The organism is Streptomyces sp. NBC_01244 (genome assembly GCF_035987325.1).
Lineage (GTDB): Bacteria > Actinomycetota > Actinomycetes > Streptomycetales > Streptomycetaceae > Streptomyces.
This window is the reverse complement of record NZ_CP108488.1, coordinates 2,261,692-2,280,032: the sequence shown is the minus strand read 5'-3', so window position 1 is coordinate 2,280,032 and position 18,341 is coordinate 2,261,692. Positions and strand designations below refer to the sequence as shown.

Here is an 18,341-nt window from a genome sequence, read left to right as displayed (position 1 = left end):
CAACAAACAGAGCGCAACGAACAGACGCTGTGGCGCAGTTCCCCCCGAACACCCGGGAACTGCGCCACAGCGTCTTTTCGTTGTCCCACGGGACGGCCCCGCGCGAGCGCCCCGGCCGGCCCGGACCCACCCGTTCCACCCCGATGTGAGGTGTGGCACGATGCTGGCTCCCCGTCACCCTTCGCACAGGAGACACCCCGCGTGCCGCACAGCCCCGCCGAGCCGGCGCCGAGCACACCCACCCCGGCGCACCACCGGGCCCGGCCCGTCCACTGGCTCGCCACGGCCTCGGCCCTGGCCGCCGTCATAGCCGCCGCCGGACTCCTTCAGCCCGACCCGGCCACCGGAGCCTCCGCGGACCCCGCACGCACCACGAGCCCCGAGAGCCCCGTGAGCGGCCCCCAGACAGCCGCCCCCGACGCGCACGCGGTCGCGTACCCCCTGGACTGCAAGGGCGCCCCACAAGCCGTCACGGCCACCGCCGAAGGCGACCTCGACGGCGACGGACGCCCCGAAACCGTCGCGGCCGTCCGCTGCGACGCCGGCTCCGGCACCCCGCCGCACGCCATCTACGTCCTCGCCCAGGCCCCCGCGAAAACCCCGAACCCCCGCGTCGTCGCCACACTGCTCGAAGCCGCCCGCATGCAGACCGCGACCGACCTCACCGTCCGCGACGGACTCGTCACCGCGAACCTCCTCGGGTACTCCTCGCCCGAAGTGCCCCGCTACAGCCCCGACACGGAACAGCTCGCCAAGTGGCGCTGGACCGGCGGGAAATTCCGCCAGGAGCTTACGGATCCGACCCCCACGGGAGTTTGAACCGTCACTCCGCGTCCGGACCGAAGACTTCCACCCTGTCCGAAACCCGCCTTACGTGGATGCAATCCCCGGGACATTCCTTCGCGGAATCCACCACGTCCTGAAGCAGCACCAGCGGAACCGGAGTGGTCGCCCCCGCCTCCACGAGCAACTCGTCGGCAGGGCTCTTCACGTACGCCAGACCATCGATGTCCAGCTCGAACACCTCCGGTGCGTACTGCACACAGATGCCGTCGCCAGTGCAGAGGTCCTGGTCGATCCAGACCTCGAGCGGCTCTCCGGCCACGCCGGAACCCCCCGCGGAAACCTCCTGCTGCACGGTCATATCTCCTGCCGTTCCCTGCCTCGAGTGATCCATCCCGCTCGGATACTCGCGGCAAGTCGCACGAGCTCGGACGGGTGTTGAACAGTTCGACCTTACAACCGGCCGCTTCCCGAGTTTGATGGGTGGGTATTTCCTTGACGGGAGGGAGTACGCAAGGGTGAAGATCGGACACACCCCTACCGTCTTTGTGATCTAGGGGTTTCAATCACCACCAGCCCAGGTAGGGTCAGAAAGCGTCCAGCTCCCCTTGGAGGAGGTGAGGACCGTGGCAGCCCACGACGACGACATCAACCGCGGCATCCGGCCCGGGCGAGGGTCTGAGGACCCCGCCGGCCAGGTTGCCTATCTCGAGCAGGAAATCGCCGTCCTGCGACGTAAGCTCGCCGACTCTCCGCGACACACGAGGATTCTCGAAGAGCGGATCGTCGAGCTCCAGACAAACCTGGCAGGCGTCTCCGCACAGAACGAGCGGCTGGCGAACACCCTGCGCGAGGCCCGCGACCAGATCGTGGCCCTCAAGGAAGAAGTCGACCGGCTCGCACAGCCGCCGGCCGGCTTCGGAGTCTTCCTGCAGTCGAACGAAGACGGAACCGTCGACATCTTCACCGGCGGCCGAAAGCTCCGAGTGAACGTGAGCCCCAGCGTCGAACCGGATGACCTCCGGCGCGGCCAGGAGGTCATGCTCAACGAGGCCCTCAACGTGGTCGAGGCCATGGAGTACGAGCGGGCCGGGGACATCGTCACCCTCAAGGAAATCCTCGAGGACGGCGAGCGCGCCCTGGTGGTCGGGCACACCGACGAGGAAAGGGTGGTGAGGCTCGCCGAGCCGCTCCTGGACGTCACCATCCGCCCCGGCGACTCCCTGCTGCTCGAACCCCGCTCCGGCTACGTCTACGAGATCGTCCCCAAGAGCGAGGTCGAAGACCTCGTCCTCGAAGAGGTCCCGGACATCGACTACGACAAGATCGGCGGCCTGGGCGACCAGATCGAACTGATCCGCGACGCCGTCGAGCTCCCCTACCTCTACCCCGACCTCTTCAAGGAACACGAACTGCGGCCCCCGAAGGGCATCCTGCTCTACGGCCCTCCCGGCTGTGGCAAGACGCTCATCGCCAAGGCCGTGGCCAACTCCCTTGCCAAGAAGGTCGCCGAGGTCACCGGCCAGCCCACCGGGAAGTCCTACTTCCTGAACATCAAGGGCCCCGAACTCCTCAACAAGTACGTCGGCGAGACCGAGCGGCACATCCGCCTCGTCTTCCAGCGTGCGAGGGAGAAGGCGAGCGAGGGCACCCCCGTCATCGTCTTCTTCGACGAGATGGAATCCCTCTTCCGCACCCGCGGATCCGGAGTCAGCTCGGACGTGGAAAACACCATCGTCCCCCAGCTGCTCGCCGAGATCGACGGCGTGGAAGGCCTGGAGAACGTCATCGTCATCGGCGCCTCCAACCGCGAAGACATGATCGACCCGGCCATCCTGCGCCCCGGCCGGCTCGACGTGAAGATCAAGATCGAGCGCCCCGGCGCCGAGGCCGCCAAGGACATCTTCGCGAAGTACCTCAAGGCCACCCTGCCCCTGCACACCGACGACCTCGGCGAGCACCAGGGATCCACCGCGGAAACCGTCCACAGCATGATCCAGACCGTCGTCGAGCAGATGTACGCCGAAACCGAGGAGAACCGCTTCCTCGAGGTCACGTACGCCAACGGCGACAAGGAAGTCCTCTACTTCAAGGACTTCAACTCGGGCGCGATGATCCAGAACATCGTGGACCGTGCGAAGAAGATGGCCATCAAGGCCTTCCTCGAGCACAACCAGAAGGGCCTTCGCGTCGCCCACCTCCTCCAGGCTTGCGTGGACGAGTTCAAGGAGAACGAAGACCTGCCCAACACCACCAACCCCGACGACTGGGCCCGAATCTCCGGAAAGAAGGGCGAGCGGATCGTATTCATCCGAACCCTCGTCACCGGAAAGCAAGGCGCGGACACCGGACGCTCCATCGACACGGTGGCCAACACCGGTCAGTACCTCTGACAAAGCGGGCCGGCTGCGGGCGCCCGGCAAGGGCACCCGCAGCCGACTGCTTTACCAAACGTTCTTTTCAGCCGGTGACAGGGCAAAGTCAATGACTGAAATGATCTCCCCACCAGCGCGGAGTGGTTCTAGGCTCTTCCATACCGCAGGTCGCGCAGTGCGGGGACGGGCACCGCACACGACGCACCGGAGCACCAGCGGTACTTGAGCGCCGCTCCCGAACGGGAGCGCCGCCGGGCAAGGAGGGCCGCATGACCGTACGGCGAGTAATGGGGATCGAGACGGAGTACGGGATCTCCGTCCCGGGGCACCCGAACGCCAATGCCATGCTCACCTCGTCCCAGATCGTCAACGCCTACGCGGCGGCGATGCACCGGGCGCGACGCGCCCGCTGGGACTTCGAGGAAGAGAACCCGCTGCGGGACGCCCGCGGCTTCGACCTCGCCCGCGAGGCCGCCGACAACAGCCAGCTCACCGACGAGGACATCGGCCTCGCCAACGTCATCCTCACCAACGGCGCACGCCTCTACGTCGACCACGCACACCCCGAATACAGCTCCCCGGAGATCACCAACCCGCTCGACGCCGTCCTCTGGGACAAGGCCGGCGAGCGGATCATGGCCGAAGCGGCTGTCAGGGCCGCCCAGCTCCCCGGGGCCCAGCCCATCCACCTCTACAAGAACAACACCGACAACAAGGGCGCTTCCTACGGCACGCACGAGAACTACCTGATGAAGCGGGAAACCCCCTTCTCGGACATCGTGCGCCACCTCACCCCCTTCTTCGTCTCCCGCCTCGTCTTCACCGGCGCCGGCCGCGTCGGCATCGGCCAGGACGGCCGCGAACACGGCTTCCAGATCAGCCAGCGCGCCGACTACTTCGAAGTCGAGGTCGGCCTGGAGACCACCCTCAAGCGCCCCATCATCAACACGAGGGACGAGCCGCACTCGGACGCGGAGAAATACCGCCGCCTCCACGTGATCATCGGCGACGCCAACCTCTCCGAGATCTCCACCTACCTCAAACTCGGCACCACCGCCCTGGTCCTGTCCATGATCGAAGACGGCTACATCAACGTCGACCTCGCCGTGGACCAGCCCGTACGCACCCTCCACCAGGTCTCCCACGACCCCGACCTGCAGCACCTGATCACGCTGCGCAGCGGGCGGACGCTGACCGCCGTACAGCTCCAGATGGAGTACTACGAGCTGGCCAGGAAGTACGTGGAGGAGCGTTTCGGCTCCGACGCGGACGAGCAGACCAAGGATGTGCTGGCCCGCTGGGAGGACGTACTGGGCCGGCTGGAAACCGACCCGATGAGCCTGTCGGGAGAGCTCGACTGGATCGCGAAGCGGGAGATCCTCGAGGGCTACCGGCGCCGGGACGGCCTCGAATGGGACGCGGCCCGTCTCCACCTGGTGGACCTCCAGTACGCGGACGTACGGCCCGAGAAGGGGCTCTACAACCGCCTGGTGGCCCGCGGCAAGATGAAGCGCCTGCTGGAGGAGCCGGCGGTGGATCGGGCGCAGAGCAAGCCGCCGGAGGACACCCGGGCGTACTTCCGGGGGCGGTGCCTGGAGCAGTACGCGGACGACGTGGCGGCGGCCTCGTGGGACTCGGTGATCTTCGACCTGCCGGGCCACGACTCCCTCCAGCGGGTCCCGACCCTGGAACCCCTGCGGGGCACCCGTGCCCACGTGAAGGAGCTCCTGGACCGCTGCCGCACGGCGGAGGACCTGGTGCGGGTGCTGTCGGGGCGGTAAGCCTTTCCGGTACACGGGGCGGGGGCTGAAAGGCCCCCGGCCCGGGAATCATGAAGACATCCGGACGTTATGAAAGTACCGGGACGGATGTCGGGCCCTCCTTGTAGGGTCCGACGTAGAGTCTGATCTTGAGGGATCCCGAATTCGCGGGGTCTTTCACGTGAGCGTGCGAACCGAGCGGGGTGAGCTACACATGGCGACCAAGGACACCGGCGGCGGACAGCAGAAGGCGCAGCGCTCGACCGAGGAGGTCGAGGAGGCGGCGGTCGAGGAATCGACCGACCTCAAGGAGCGACAGGAAAAGCTCTCGGACGACGTCGACTCCGTACTTGACGAGATTGACGATGTACTCGAGGAGAACGCCGAGGACTTCGTTCGCTCATTCGTTCAAAAAGGTGGCCAGTAGCCTTTGAATCGAAGGTGAAGGGTGGGGTGGATGCCCGTAAGGGCAGGGTCGAAGCGTTGTGTGCGGTGCGGCGAGGAGCGGCCGCGCGCAGCCTTCGGCATCAAGCGGTCGAACATGGATGGCTTGCAAAAACACTGCAGGGACTGCGCTCCGAGGGGTCACCTCAAAGCGCTGTCGGCGGAGGCCGGGATGGTCCGTCGGCGTGTGGAAGTGCCGGAAGGGCACAAGCTCTGCACGCGCTGCGGGGAGGTTAAGCCGCATTCCGGGTTTCATCGCAATTCATCCGCTCCTGATGGCCGCAATGCGCGATGCAAGACGTGCCGGGCCGTGGAGGGTCGGGCGGGTCACCTTAGGCGCAAGTACGGAATCACCGAGGGCGAGCGCGACCAGATGATCGCGGATCAGGGCGGTCTCTGTTGCATCTGCCTTCGGGCTCCTGCCGTACATGTGGATCACTGCCACAAAACGGGTAGGGTCCGGGGCGTACTTTGCTTCAACTGCAATACGGGCGTTGGCCTGTTGCAGGATGATCCCGACCATGCCCGTCGGGCAGTCGAATATCTGGAAGGAAACCTGTGGAACCCAACATTCGAAGCACAGGGCGTCTGCCGGCAGCCTTCCTGACGCCGGGGTCGTCGTCCTTCATGGACTTCTTGGGCGCGCACCAGCCCGAGATGCTCCCGGGCAACCGGAAGCTGCCCGACGGGGTCATCGAGGCGCCGCACGGGACGACCATCGTGGCCGCCACCTTCCCCGGCGGGGTGGTCCTCGCCGGTGACCGGCGGGCGACCATGGGGAACATGATCGCGCAGCGGGACATCGAGAAGGTGTTCCCGGCCGACGAGTACTCCGCCGTCGGCATCGCCGGCACCGCCGGTCTCGCCGTGGAGATGGTGAAGCTGTTCCAGCTGGAGCTGGAGCACTTCGAGAAGGTGGAGGGGGCGACCCTCAGTCTCGAAGGTAAGGCGAACCGGCTCTCCACCATGATCCGCAGCAACCTGGGCATGGCCATGCAGGGCCTGGCCGTCGTCCCGCTCTTCGCGGGGTACGACGAGGCCAAGGAGAGGGGCCGGATCTTCTCCTACGACGTGACCGGCGGCCGCTCCGAGGAGCACGGCTACGCCGCGACCGGGTCGGGCTCGATCTTCGCCCGCGGTTCGATGAAGAAGCTGTACCACTCGAAGCTGACGGAGGAAGAGGCCACGACGCTGGTCGTGCAGGCGTTGTACGACGCCGCCGACGACGACTCGGCCACCGGCGGTCCGGACCTCTACCGCCACATCTACCCCATCGTCACCGTCATGACCGACGAGGGATTCCGCAGGCTGACCGACGAGGAGTCCTCGGAGCTGGCCCGCAAGATCACGAACCGCCGGCTGGAGCAGCCCGACGGTCCGCGCGCCGCCCTGCTCTGACCTCTGACCTCCTCGTCGTCCAGAAGAAAGGGACGGAAAGCCGGTGTCGACTCCGTTCTATGTGTCACCCCAGCAGGCCATGGCCGACCGGGCGGAATACGCCCGCAAGGGCATTGCCCGCGGTCGCAGCCTTGTTGTGATCCAGTACGCCGACGGCATCGTGTTCGTCGGTGAGAACCCGTCCCGCGCGCTGCACAAGTTCAGCGAGATCTACGACCGGATCGGCTTCGCGGCCGCCGGCAAGTACAACGAGTACGAGAACCTGCGCATCGGCGGTGTGCGGTACGCCGATCTGCGTGGATACACCTACGACCGTGACGATGTGACGGCCCGTGGGCTGGCGAACGTCTACGCGCAGACGCTCGGCACGATCTTCTCGAGTGCGGGGGAGAAGCCGTACGAGGTGGAGCTGGTCGTTGCCGAGGTCGGTCCGACCGCCGCGGGCGACCAGATCTATCGTCTTCCGCACGACGGGTCGATCGTCGACGAGCACGGGTCCGTCGCCGTGGGTGGCAACGCCGAGCAGATCAGCACCTATCTGGATCAGCGGCACCAGGACGGGATGACCCTGTCCGAGGCGCTGAAGCTGGCGGTGCAGGCGCTGTCGAGCCAGGCGAACGGTACGGACAAGTCGATTCCGGCGGAGCGGCTGGAGGTGGCGGTGCTGGACCGTACGCGGGCTCAGCAGCGCAAGTTCAAGCGGATCCGTGGCCGGCAGCTGTCGCGGCTGCTGGAGGCGGACGTTCCGGCGGCCGCTCAGGCGGATGCCGTGTCGAACGACGAGGCTCCCGAAGAGGAAGCCGAGTAGAGCGAGTCGTAGTGAGTGTGGGCGCCCCTGGCCTTCGGGTCGGGGGCGCTTTCGCGTTTCCGGGGGCTCAGGTGCGGGGTGCGGGTCCCGTGGAGTCGCGGACGACGAGGTGGACCGGGATGTCGACGGGGGTCCAGGGGGTGCCTTCGAGGACGGCGAGGAGGGCGGTCATGCCTTGTTCGCCGACGCGTTCGGCGGGGAGGTGGACGGTGGTGAGTTCGGGTTCGACGGCGGTGGCGAGGGCGAGGTCGTCGAAGCCGGTGACGGAGAGGTCTTCGGGGATGCGCAGGCCGAGGCGGCGGGCGGCTTTGCAGGCGCCGGCGGCGAGGATGTCGTCGTCGCAGACGACGGCGGTGGGGCGGCGGTCCGCGGGGGTGTCCAGGGCGCGCTCCATGGCCGTACGGGCGGCTTCCACGCTGAGGTGGGCCCGTACGGTGCGCAGCTCGGTGGGGGGCGGCAGGTGGGCGGCGAGGGCGTTCGCGCGGATGGTGAAGGTCCAGGAGTCGATGGCGGAGGCGAGGTGGAGGAAGCGGTGGTGGCCGTGGGTGAGGAGGTGTTGGGCGGTTTGGCGCATGCCGTCGGCGATGGCGAGGTTGACGTGGGCGTGGGCGGTGTCGGCGGTGGGGTCGCTGTCGAGCATGACGAGGGGGAGTTCGTTGCCGCCGAGGGCGTGGAGGGCGTCGGCGGCCATGGAGGAGGCGATGACTCCGTCGAGGGCGGCGCGGGCGGAGGCGAAGGGGTTGCGGGCGGGGCCGGTGCCGTCGGGGGAGGGGTAGAGGACGACGCCGAAGCCGTGTTCGGCGGCGATGCGGGCGGCGCCGGTGTAGACGCGGGCGAAGAATTCGTTGGTGAGGGCGGGGACGACGAGGAGGGCGGTGCGGGTGGATCCGAGGCGGAGGTTGCGGGCGGCGAGGTTGGGGCGGTAGCCGAGTTCGGTGGCGGTGTGGCGGACGTGGTCGGCGGTGCGTTGGGAGACGCGGCCGCGCCATTTGTCGCCGAGGACGAGGGAGACGGTGGCCTGGGAGACTCCGGCGGCGGTGGCCACGTCGCGGCTGGTGGGTCTCGTCACACGGTGCTCCTGTAGTGCGAGGTCGCGGGGGGTGTGGGGGGTCGGGTGGGTGGACCGTCCGACTGTGGTCATGGTACGTATGACCGGTCACGTTATACGTATTACTTGGGTTGTTCCGGGCTGGGTCCGGGCGGAGGAGGGGGCGGACATGGCCGCGGGTTACGCGGAGCTGCTCAGGACCCGGCATGCCGCGAGGCTGCTGGTGGGCACGCTCATAGGCCGGCTGCCGAACGGGACGGGGCCGATCGCGATCGTGCTGTTCACCCGGGCGGAGGGTGGCAGTTACAGCCTGGCGGGTGCGCTGGCGGCCGTGTACGGGGTGTCGAACGCGGTGGGGCAGCCGTTGCTGGGGCGGGCGGTGGACCTTTTCGGGCAGCCGCGGGTGCAGTTGCCGGCGGCGGTGGTGTCGGCGCTGGGCATGGTGTGGCTGGCGCTGGCCGGTACGGGGTCGGTGGCGGTGGCGTACGCGGCGGTGGTGGTCGCGGGGCTGTTCACGCCGCCGCTGGAGGGCGGGCTGCGGGCGCTGTGGCCGAGTGTGCTGGGGGGCAAGGAGGAGCGGGTCCACGCGGCGTACGCGATGGACGCGGTGGCCCAGGAGGTCATGTTCACGGTGGGGCCGCTGCTGGTGACGCTGTGCGTGGCGCTGTGGGATCCGGCGGTGGCGCTGCTGGTGCTGAACGGGATCGGGGTGCTGGGGGCGCTGTCGGTCGTGGTGTCGGAGCCTTCGCGTACGTGGCGTTCGGAGCCGCGGGAGGCGCACTGGCTGGGGGCGCTGCGTTCGCGGGGTCTGCTGGCGTTGCTGGGGGCGTTCTTCTTCGTGGGTACGGCGCTGGGGTCGATCACGGTGGCGGGTGTGGCGTACGCGGATGAGCACGGGGGGCAGGCGGTGTACGGCTGGCTGATGGCGGCGCTGGGTCTGGGTGCGCTGTTCGGTGGTGTGCTGTACGGGGCGCGGCAGTGGGTGGGTGCGCCGGAGCGGCGGCTCTGGTTGTTGCTGGCGTTGTTGGCGGTGTGTTATTTGCCGTTGATGCTGGTGCCGGGTGTGGTGGCGATGACGGGGTTCGCGGCGTTGGCGGGGGTGTTCCTGGCTCCGGCTCTGGCGTGTGCGTTCATCGTGGTGGACCGGCATGCTCCGGCGGGCACGGTGACGGAGGCGTTCTCGTGGCTGGTGACGTTCTTCGGGGTGGGTGCGGCGATCGGTACGGCGGCGGCGGGTCCTGCGGTGGAGGCGGGGGGTACGGCGGCGGGTTTCGCGGTGGCGAGCGTGGCGGGGTTCGCCGCGCTGCTGGTGCTGACGGTGACTCAGCGGGTGCTGGCGCGTCCGGGTGCGAGCCGTGCGGTGGCGGGTTCGGCGCCGGGGTCGGTGGCCGGGGAGCCGGTGGCGGGTTCGGCGGGGCCGTTGGAGGGCTCTGCGGAGGCTTCTGTGACGGGGGCTTAGGCGGGCTGGTGGTCGGCCGGTGGGCGGGCCGGTGGGTGGGTGGTGGGGTGGTCTCTCGGGAAAATGATCGAAACGGCGCCTGCGAACTCGGTTTCAGAACAGAGCAGAAGGCGTAATGTTCAGTCATGGACCGCCGCATTTTCGGGCTGGAGAACGAGTACGGCGTCACGTGCACGTTCAGGGGACAGCGCCGACTGTCTCCTGACGAAGTGGCGCGCTACCTCTTCCGCCGTGTTGTGTCATGGGGCCGCAGTAGCAATGTCTTCCTGCGGAACGGCGCCCGCCTCTACCTCGACGTGGGTTCGCATCCGGAGTATGCAACTCCCGAATGCGACAACCTGATCGAACTGGTCACCCACGACAAGGCCGGCGAGCGCATTCTCGAGGGCCTGCTCGTCGACGCCGAACGCCGCCTGCACGAGGAGGGAATCGCGGGCGACGTCTATCTGTTCAAGAACAACACCGACTCGGCGGGAAACTCGTACGGCTGCCATGAGAACTACCTGGTGGCCCGGCACGGGGAATTCTCCCGGCTGGCGGACATTCTGATCCCGTTCCTCGTCACGCGGCAGCTGATCTGTGGTGCGGGCAAGGTGCTGCAGACGCCCCGGGGCGCGGTCTACTGCGTGAGTCAGCGGGCCGAGCACATCTGGGAGGGTGTCAGTTCGGCCACGACCCGTTCGCGGCCGATCATCAACACGCGGGACGAGCCGCATGCGGACGCGGAGCGTTACCGGCGCCTGCACGTGATCGTGGGCGACTCGAACATGTCCGAGACGACCATGCTGCTGAAGGTCGGGGCGACCGATCTGGTGCTGCGCATGATCGAGGCGGGCACGGTGATGCGGGACCTGACGCTGGAGAACCCGATCCGGGCGATCCGCGAGGTCAGTCACGACATCACGGGTCAGCGCAAGGTGCGTCTGGCGAGCGGGCGGGAGGCCTCCGCGCTGGAGATCCAGCGGGAGTACTACGACAAGGCCGTGGACTTCGCGGAGCGCCGGGGCATCCGCACGGGTGTCGTGGACCAGGTGCTGGAGCTGTGGGGCCGGACGCTGGACGCGATCGACGCGGAGGATCTGGACCGGATCGGGACCGAGATCGACTGGGTGATGAAGTACCAGCTGATCGAGCGGTACCGGGCGAAGCACAACATGACGATGTCGAATCCGCGGGTGGCTCAGATAGACCTCGCGTATCACGACATCCACCGCAGGCGCGGGCTGTACTACCTGCTGGAGCGCAAGGGGCAGGCGGCGCGGATCTGCAACGACCTGAAGATCTTCGAGGGCAAGTCGGTGCCTCCGCAGACGACGAGGGCGAGGCTGCGGGGTGACTTCATCCGTCGTGCGCAGGAGCAGCGGCGGGACTTCACGGTCGACTGGGTGCATCTGAAGCTGAACGACCAGGCGCAGCGCACGGTGCTGTGCAAGGACCCGTTCCGGTCGGTGGACGACCGGGTGGAGAAGCTGATCGCGGGGATGTGAGGGCGTACAAGGCGCTGATTGGCGTCGTGTGACATCGCACTGATCTTGGCCAGGGCCTCGTACGGATCTCGTACGGGGCCCTGTCCACGCCTTAGAGTGGCGACGACCTATGTGCCGTCTGAGATCTGAGGAACACGTGCGCCGACTTGCCGGCCTGCTTGTCGTACCCCTTCTGCTGCTGTCGACAGCGGCCTGTGGCGACAGCGGCTCCGACTCCGCCGAGATGAAGAACGGGGCGCCCGCGATCACGAAGGGCGCCAAGTTCGGGGAGACCCCCACCCTGTCGAAGGGGTCGGGCAACCCGCCGAAGGAACTGAAGGTGGTGACCATCAGCGAGGGTGACGGCCCGGCGCTGAAGAAGGGCGACATCGCCCAGGTCAACTACCTCGGCCAGGTCTGGGACGGCAAGGAGCCGTTCGACCAGAGCTTCGGCAAGGGCAAGCCGTTCGACGTGACCATCGGTGCGGGCCAGGTCATCAAGGGCTGGGACCAGGGCCTGGAGGGCAAGAAGGTCGGCAGCCGGCTGGAGCTCGTGATTCCGCCGGACCTCGGTTACGGCGAGCAGGGCTCGGGCGAGAAGATCAAGGCGAACGCCACGCTGGTCTTCGTCGTGGACATCGTCAAGGGCACCTCCGTCCCGGTTTCGGCCAAGGGCAAGGAGGTCCCGCAGACGGACGCCGCCCTGCCGAAGGTCGGTACGAACACGGACGGCAAGGAAGTCTCCGTGGCCGTTCCGAAGGACGGCACGCCGCCGGCGAAGCTCGTGTCGAACTACGTCCTGGAGAGCGACGGCGCGGTCGTGAAGGACACCGACAGCGTCGTCGTCAAGTTCAACGGCAAGACGTGGAAGGACGACAAGACGTTCGAGAGCACCTACGGCACCGACACGACGGTGACGTGGCCGCTCGCGGAGCTTCAGGTCAAGGGTCTGAAGGACGGCATCGTCGGCAAGAAGGCCGGCAGCCGCATCCTGCTGGTCATCCCGGCGGACCAGGGTTTCGGTGACAAGGAGCAGGGCACCATCCCGGCCAACTCGACGCTGGTCTTCAGCCTCGACATCCTCGCCGTGGTGTAAGACTGTCCAGGTTGTCCCCCTGTTCGTAAGTTTTTGAGGAGCAGTTCCGTGAGCGACAAGCTCGAGAAGCCCGAGATCGACTTCCCCGAGGGTCCGGTCCCGGCCGACCTCGTCATCGAGGACATCTGGGTCGGCGAAGGTGCCGAGGCCAAGGCGGGTTCCCGCGTCTCCGTCCACTACGTGGGCGTGGCCTTCTCCTCCGGCGAGGAGTTCGACGCTTCCTGGGGCCGCGGCGCGCCGCTGCAGTTCCAGCTCGGTGTCGGCCAGGTCATCTCCGGATGGGACCAGGGCGTCCAGGGCATGAAGGTCGGCGGCCGTCGCAAGCTGACGATCCCGGCCCACCTGGCGTACGGCGACCGTGGCGCCGGCGGTGCCATCAAGCCGGGCGAGACGCTGATCTTCGTGTGCGACCTGATGGCCGCCTGATCGGTCCGCTGTGAGGCGACGCTGCGAAGCGGCGCCGTGAAGCGTGTGGGGCCCCTGCCGTGAAGGCAGGGGCCCTCGCTTTTGCCCAGGACCATCGGGGCGGTACGGTCAGCGGTCACGAGGGTGTACCGGGGACACGACTCGAAGGTCTGGAAGGGCGGATGGGCGTCGATGGCGATTGCCAAGGCCGAGCGGCTGATGAATCTGGCGCTGTGTCTGCTGGGGACGCGCCGGCCGCTCAGCAAGCGGGAACTGCGCGGCTCCATCGAGGCCTACATGGAAGCCGGGAACGACGAGTCCTTCAACCGCATGTTCGAGCGGGACAAGGACGATCTGCGGGAGCTCGGGCTGGTCATCGAGACCGTCGAGAACCTGGAGGGCGACACCGGGTATCTGGCCCGCCGTGATTCCAACCGGCTGCCGCCCGTGGCGCTGGACGCCGAGGAGGCCGCGGCCCTGGGGCTCGCGGCCAAGGTCTGGCAGCAGGCCCGGCTCGCCGGGGCGGCCAGTGGCGCCCTGCAGAAGCTGCGCGCCGGCGGCATGCCGGAGGCCTCGGATCCGTACGAGGGCCAGCACAGTGCCATCGAACCGCGGATCCCGGTGCACGAGGCGGCCTTCGAGCCGCTGATGCTGGCTTGCCGTGACCGCCGCCCGGTCGTCTTCGACTACCGCAAGTCGACCGCGGCACGTCCCGAGACGCGCCAGGTCGAGCCGTGGGCCCTGGAGTGCTGGCGCGGCCACTGGTACCTGGCGGGCTTCGACCGCGACCGCGGGGCGGAGCGCGTGTTCCGGCTCTCCCGGATCACGGGCAAGGTCCGCTCGCGCGCCGCCAAGTACACCGCCGAGGTCCCGGACGTGGTGACCGTACGGGAGACCGTGGCGAGCTGGGCCGGGGAGAGCGCGGAGCGCTCCGCGCTGATCCGGCTGCGTGCGGGGGCGGGCTATCCGCTGCGGGCCAAGGCCACGGCGGTGCGCGAGGGGGCCGGCGGCGAGGGCTGGGACGAGCTGGAGATTCCGTACGGGCACGGGCTGGACGCCTGGCTGGTGGAGTTCGGCCCCGATGTCGTGGTGCTGGAGCCGGCAGACCTGCGGGCCGGCGTGGTGGACCGGCTGCGGGCCGTGGCCAAGGGCTAGGGCCGGCCCGTCGGCGGACCGCGCGGGCCGAGCGGAGCCGCGCGGGAGCGGGCGGACCGGGTGGACCGGGTGGACCGGGCAAGATCATTGAGCAACGCCCTGAGGGGGAGACGTACCAGCATGGCTGCCAACGCCATCGATCAGACGCGCCGGATGCTGTCCCTGGTGACCTACCTGCGCGAGCGCCCGGGTGCGCACGTCGCGGACGTGGCCCGGGCCTTCGGGATCACCGAGGACGAGCTGATTTCGGACCTCGACGTGCTGCCCATGTGCGGGACCAGCTTCCGGGGCGGTGACCTGCTCGACATCGACACCGACGGGGAGCGCATCTGGTGGCGCAACCCCGACGCTTCGGGGGAGTCGACCGCCGAGCCGCTGCGGCTGGCCGCCGACGAGGCGACGGCGCTGCTGGTGGCGGCCCGCGCCGTGGCCACGCTGCCGGGGCTGCGCGAGGGGGACCGCCAGGCCCTGCTGCGGGCCACCGCCAAGCTGGAGGCGGCCGCGGGCGAGGTGGCCGGGGCCAGTTCCCGGCTCTCGGTGACCTTCGAGTCCGAGGGCGGGGTCTTCGCCGACGTGGACCGGGCCATCGCGGAGCGGCGCCGGCTGTGGCTGCGCTACTACTCGCCGGCGCGCGACGAGCTCACCGAACGCAAGGTCGACCCGATCCGGCTGTTCGCCGTCGGGCACACCTACATGGAGGGGTGGTGCCACCTCTCCGAGGCCCGGCGCACCTTCCGTCTGGACCGGGTGGCCGAGATCCGGCTGCTCGACGAGCGGGCCGATCCGCCGGTCATCGAGCCCCGTGACCTCTCCGAGGGGCTGGTCCAGCCGGCCGCCGAGGACCCGGAGGTCGTGGTCGAGGTCGGTCCCGGCGGGCGCTGGGTCGCCGAGTACTACCCGCACGACAGTGCCGAGGAGCTGCCCGAGGGCGGCCTGCGGATCACCTTGCGCACCCCCGACCCGGGCTCGCTGCGGCGCCTCGCGCTGCGGCTGGGCCGTGAGGGGCGGATCGTGGCCCCCGTGGAGCTGGCGGACAGCGCGCGCCGGGCGGCGCGGGAGGCGCTCGCCGCGTACGAGGGCAGCGCGGCCGAGGACCTGCCGGCAGGGGGCGCGGCGGCAGGGGGCGCGGCGGTCGAGGGCGTGGCGGTCGAGAGCGGCACGGCCGGGGAACAGGGCTGAGGGGCCGAGGGGGGATCCGCGCGATGTCGGTCGCGTTCAAGGCGTCCTGCCCCGACTGCCGGGCCCGCTTCGAGCTGGACGCGGGCTCCCTGCGTCTGGCCATCGGCGGCAGCCGGCGTACGACCTTCTACTCCTTCACCTGTCCCGAGTGCGACGCTCCGGTACGCAAACCGGCCGGTGAGCGCATCGTGGAACTGCTGACCGGTGGCGGCGTGAGCACCCTGCGCAGCGTGTGAGCCGGGCGGTGGCCTACGCTCGTCGCATGCTGTGGCCGATGCTCGCAATCGCTCTGGGCTTCCTCGGGGTCGCCGTCCTCGCCGTGCTCGCCGTGCGGGTCTTCGTGGAGGTGCGCAGGCTCTCCGTCCAGGTCGAGGACGCCGGGCGCCGGATCGCGGACGCCTCCGCGGAGCTGGAGCGGGCCGCGACGGGCCTGGCCAGGGCCGGGCGCTCCGTGCGGCCATAGCCATCGTCGGGCAACCGTCGTACTGTCGGACCACGCAAGCGGCGATGCCCCAGGGGATTGCCTGGCGTTAACCCCCGGGGGTTACGATCCATGTCAGAACGGCTTACCGATCTCGGTCAGGGCCGTCTCGACTACCACAAGCAGCCGTTTCGGTGAGAAGGAAGACACACATGATCGGCAACCTGAAGCCCCTCGAAATCCTCCTGATCGTCGCCGTGATCTTCCTGCTGTTCGGTGCCAAGAAGCTTCCCGACATGGCCCGCTCGCTCGGCAAGTCCGCCCGCATCCTCAAGAGCGAGGCGAAGGCGATGAAGAAGGAGGGGGAGGCGGAGGACGCCACCACCGCCGCTTCCGTCGCCGACCCGGCACCCCAGCAGCAGACCACGGCTCCGCGCACGATCCAGGCCTCGCCCGGTGACGTGACCAGCGCCCGCCCCGTGAACGAGCCCAACCACACCACGCAGGGCTGACGGCGGCCGGTTCGCCGGTCGCGGTCGCACCAGTCAACTGCAACGAGACAAGGGACGTGGGTTGCTCAAGTCTGCCCGCAAGCAGGAGAAGCAGGACCAGAAGGCAAAGGACGCCGAAGGGCGGATGCCTCTTGTCGAGCACCTGCGTGAGCTGAGAAACCGGCTGCTGAAGGCAGTCCTTGGGATCCTCGTGATCACGATCGTGGCCGCGTTCTTCTACAAGGACCTCATCGACTTCATGATGAAGCCGATCCTGGACTCCGTCGGCTGCACCAACGGCGTGATCGAGCAGCGCAACGGGAAGCCCTGCGCCGCCATGACGGTCAACGGTCTCATCGCTCCGTTCTCCATCGCCCTGAAGGTCTCCCTCACCGCCGGTGTCGTGCTCTCCGCGCCGGTGTGGCTCTACCAGCTGTGGGCCTTCGTGGCCCCGGGTCTGCACAACCACGAGAAGAAGTACGCCGTGGCCTTCGTCGCGGTCGGTGCGCCGCTGTTCGGCGCCGGCGCGGTCCTCGCGTACAACGTCCTGCCGCAGACCGCCGTGATCCTGCTGGAGTTCACCCCCGAGAACGCGAGCAACCTGCTGCCGGTCGACGACTACCTCGACCTGGTCACACGCATGATCGTGGTCTTCGGCCTGGCCTTCGAGCTGCCGCTGCTGCTGATCCTGCTCAACGTCACGGGGGTGCTGACCGCGAAGCGGCTCGCGAGCTGGTGGCGGGCCATGGTGCTGGGCATCACCCTCTTCGCGGCCTTCGCGACCCCCACCGGTGACCCGCTGACGATGCTGGCGCTGGCCGCGCCGATCGTCGCCCTGTACTTCATCGCCCTCCTGGTCTGTTACCTCAACGACCGCAGGCGCGCACGGAACAACCCCGACGCGGGCCTGGACGACGACGAGGCCTCCGCGGTGGACCTGACCCCGGCGGAGGTGGGCGCGGTCGAGGCCGTGGCGGCCCCGGGCGCCCTGCCCGAGCAGGCCGACGGCGGACGCCAGCGGATCAACGGCTACGACGACGCCACCTGATCGACGCGGGTCCGCATCGGCGGGTACATTCCCGCGGGTGAGTGCTGAGATCACCCTCTTCGTCAATCCCACCGCCGGAAGCGGCCGGGCCGCGCACGCCGCGCAGCCGGCCGCTTCCGCGCTTCGCGAGGCCGGTTTCTCGGTGCGGACCGTCGTCGGCGGCGATGCCCCCGACGCCCTGGCCCGGCTGCGCACCGCGGTGCGCGAGGGCACCGGGGCGGTGATCGCGGTCGGTGGCGACGGGATGGTCTCCCTCGCGCTGCAGGCGCTCGCGGGCACCCTGGTGCCGCTCGGGGTGGTCGCGGTGGGCACCGGGAACGATTTCGCGCGTGCGATGGGACTGCCCGTACGGGAACCCGCGCGGGCGGGCCGGCTGGCCGCCGAGGCGCTCAAGGAGGGCCGGGTCCGCGAGATCGACCTCGGCCGGGTGGGCGAGGACGGCGCCGGGGACGGCGCCGCGGACGGTGCCGGTGGCACCTGGTACGGGACCGTGCTGTGCTCCGGCTTCGACTCGCGGGTCAACGACCGGGGCAACCGGATGCGGCTGCCGGTGGGCCGGTTCAAGTACGACCTGGCGATGGCTCTGGAACTGGCCGCCTTCCGGCCCTTCCCCTACCGGATCACCCTGGACGGCGGGCCGGTCCTGGAGACCGAGGCCACGCTGGTGGCCGTCGGCAACGGCTCCTCCTACGGCGGCGGGATGCGCATCTGCGCGGACGCGGTCCCCGACGACGGGCTGTTCGACGTCACCGTCGTCGGCGACTGCAGCCGCACCACCCTGCTGAAGGTCTTCCCGCGGGTCTACAGGGGCACCCACCTCGACCATCCGAAGGTCACCGTCCACCGCGCCGCGAAGGTGACCCTGGAGGCGGCCGGCATCACGGCGTACGCGGACGGCGAGCCGCTCGGTCCGCTGCCGGTGAGCGCGCGCTGCGTCCCGGGGGCCCTGCGGCTCCTGGCGTAGGACGTCCGGGCCCGCGCAAAAGATCGCGACTGTTGTCAGGG

The 18,341-nt window shown here is 68.9% G+C and carries 20 protein-coding genes; 18 read left to right on the top strand and 2 right to left on the bottom strand.

Features of this window, described 5'->3' with window-relative positions:
* Positions 1–201 precede the first annotated feature (201 nt).
* A complete protein-coding gene (locus OG247_RS10040) occupies positions 202–819 on the top strand; it encodes a hypothetical protein (protein WP_327251909.1) in 618 nt (205 codons plus the stop codon).
* A 4-nt stretch (positions 820–823) separates the two neighbouring features.
* Here the strand turns inward: OG247_RS10040 and OG247_RS10035 are convergent, their stop codons facing one another.
* Positions 824–1,144, bottom strand: a complete 321-nt coding sequence (locus tag OG247_RS10035) for a ferredoxin (protein WP_266910134.1) — start codon at positions 1,142–1,144, stop codon at positions 824–826.
* Positions 1,145–1,409: 265 nt separating this feature from the next.
* Between OG247_RS10035 and arc the strand changes: the two genes are divergently transcribed.
* From arc to prcA, 6 genes are all read left to right on the top strand, one after another.
* The gene (arc, locus tag OG247_RS10030) at positions 1,410–3,176 is read left to right on the top strand and encodes a proteasome ATPase (protein ID WP_327251908.1); all 1,767 of its coding nucleotides are present in this window, start codon (positions 1,410–1,412) and stop codon (positions 3,174–3,176) included.
* Positions 3,177–3,427: 251 nt separating this feature from the next.
* A complete protein-coding gene (dop, locus tag OG247_RS10025; RefSeq protein ID WP_327251907.1) occupies positions 3,428–4,939 on the top strand; it encodes a depupylase/deamidase Dop in 1,512 nt (503 codons plus the stop codon).
* A gap of 193 nt (positions 4,940–5,132) precedes the next feature.
* A complete protein-coding gene (locus tag OG247_RS10020) occupies positions 5,133–5,345 on the top strand; it encodes a ubiquitin-like protein Pup (protein ID WP_133898495.1) in 213 nt (70 codons plus the stop codon).
* A gap of 30 nt (positions 5,346–5,375) precedes the next feature.
* The gene (locus OG247_RS10015; RefSeq protein ID WP_327251906.1) at positions 5,376–5,969 is read left to right on the top strand and encodes an endonuclease VII domain-containing protein; all 594 of its coding nucleotides are present in this window, start codon (positions 5,376–5,378) and stop codon (positions 5,967–5,969) included.
* Positions 5,921–6,760 (top strand): proteasome subunit beta, encoded by an 840-nt coding sequence (gene prcB, locus OG247_RS10010; RefSeq protein ID WP_327251905.1) that lies wholly within the window; start codon positions 5,921–5,923, stop codon positions 6,758–6,760. The genes OG247_RS10015 and prcB overlap by 49 nt, the downstream gene beginning before the upstream one ends.
* A gap of 43 nt (positions 6,761–6,803) precedes the next feature.
* Complete coding sequence (gene prcA / locus OG247_RS10005) at positions 6,804–7,568, top strand: proteasome subunit alpha (RefSeq protein WP_327251904.1); 765 nt, start codon at positions 6,804–6,806, stop codon at positions 7,566–7,568.
* A 67-nt stretch (positions 7,569–7,635) separates the two neighbouring features.
* On the opposite strand, the gene OG247_RS10000 is transcribed toward prcA, so the two are convergent.
* Positions 7,636–8,637 (bottom strand): LacI family DNA-binding transcriptional regulator, encoded by a 1,002-nt coding sequence (locus OG247_RS10000; RefSeq protein ID WP_327251903.1) that lies wholly within the window; start codon positions 8,635–8,637, stop codon positions 7,636–7,638.
* 148 nt (positions 8,638–8,785) lie between these two features.
* On the opposite strand from OG247_RS10000, the gene OG247_RS09995 reads away from it, so the two are divergent.
* From OG247_RS09995 to OG247_RS09945, 11 genes are all read left to right on the top strand, one after another.
* On the top strand, positions 8,786–10,075 hold the full coding sequence (locus OG247_RS09995; protein ID WP_327251902.1) for an MFS transporter: 1,290 nt from the start codon (positions 8,786–8,788) through the stop codon (positions 10,073–10,075).
* Between the two features lie 125 nt (positions 10,076–10,200).
* Positions 10,201–11,562, top strand: coding sequence for a Pup--protein ligase (gene pafA, locus OG247_RS09990; RefSeq protein WP_053678744.1), 1,362 nt, complete (start codon positions 10,201–10,203; stop codon positions 11,560–11,562).
* Positions 11,563–11,698: 136 nt separating this feature from the next.
* A complete protein-coding gene (locus OG247_RS09985; protein WP_327251901.1) occupies positions 11,699–12,637 on the top strand; it encodes an FKBP-type peptidyl-prolyl cis-trans isomerase in 939 nt (312 codons plus the stop codon).
* 48 nt (positions 12,638–12,685) lie between these two features.
* On the top strand, positions 12,686–13,063 hold the full coding sequence (locus tag OG247_RS09980) for an FKBP-type peptidyl-prolyl cis-trans isomerase (RefSeq protein ID WP_327251900.1): 378 nt from the start codon (positions 12,686–12,688) through the stop codon (positions 13,061–13,063).
* Between the two features lie 171 nt (positions 13,064–13,234).
* Positions 13,235–14,197, top strand: coding sequence for a helix-turn-helix transcriptional regulator (locus OG247_RS09975; RefSeq protein WP_327251899.1), 963 nt, complete (start codon positions 13,235–13,237; stop codon positions 14,195–14,197).
* A 120-nt stretch (positions 14,198–14,317) separates the two neighbouring features.
* On the top strand, positions 14,318–15,376 hold the full coding sequence (locus tag OG247_RS09970; RefSeq protein ID WP_327251898.1) for a helix-turn-helix transcriptional regulator: 1,059 nt from the start codon (positions 14,318–14,320) through the stop codon (positions 15,374–15,376).
* Between the two features lie 23 nt (positions 15,377–15,399).
* Positions 15,400–15,612: a hypothetical protein gene (locus OG247_RS09965; protein ID WP_327251897.1), complete on the top strand. Its 213-nt coding sequence runs from the start codon at positions 15,400–15,402 to the stop codon at positions 15,610–15,612.
* Positions 15,613–15,638: 26 nt separating this feature from the next.
* Positions 15,639–15,839, top strand: a complete 201-nt coding sequence (locus OG247_RS09960) for a hypothetical protein (protein WP_327251896.1) — start codon at positions 15,639–15,641, stop codon at positions 15,837–15,839.
* A 170-nt stretch (positions 15,840–16,009) separates the two neighbouring features.
* Positions 16,010–16,309 carry a Sec-independent protein translocase subunit TatA gene (tatA, locus tag OG247_RS09955; RefSeq protein ID WP_327251895.1) on the top strand — a complete coding sequence of 100 codons (300 nt, stop codon included), beginning with the start codon at positions 16,010–16,012 and terminating at the stop codon, positions 16,307–16,309.
* Positions 16,310–16,370: 61 nt separating this feature from the next.
* Positions 16,371–17,336, top strand: a complete 966-nt coding sequence (tatC, locus tag OG247_RS09950) for a twin-arginine translocase subunit TatC (protein WP_327251894.1) — start codon at positions 16,371–16,373, stop codon at positions 17,334–17,336.
* 37 nt (positions 17,337–17,373) lie between these two features.
* Positions 17,374–18,300 (top strand): diacylglycerol kinase, encoded by a 927-nt coding sequence (locus OG247_RS09945; RefSeq protein ID WP_327251893.1) that lies wholly within the window; start codon positions 17,374–17,376, stop codon positions 18,298–18,300.
* Positions 18,301–18,341 lie beyond the last annotated feature (41 nt).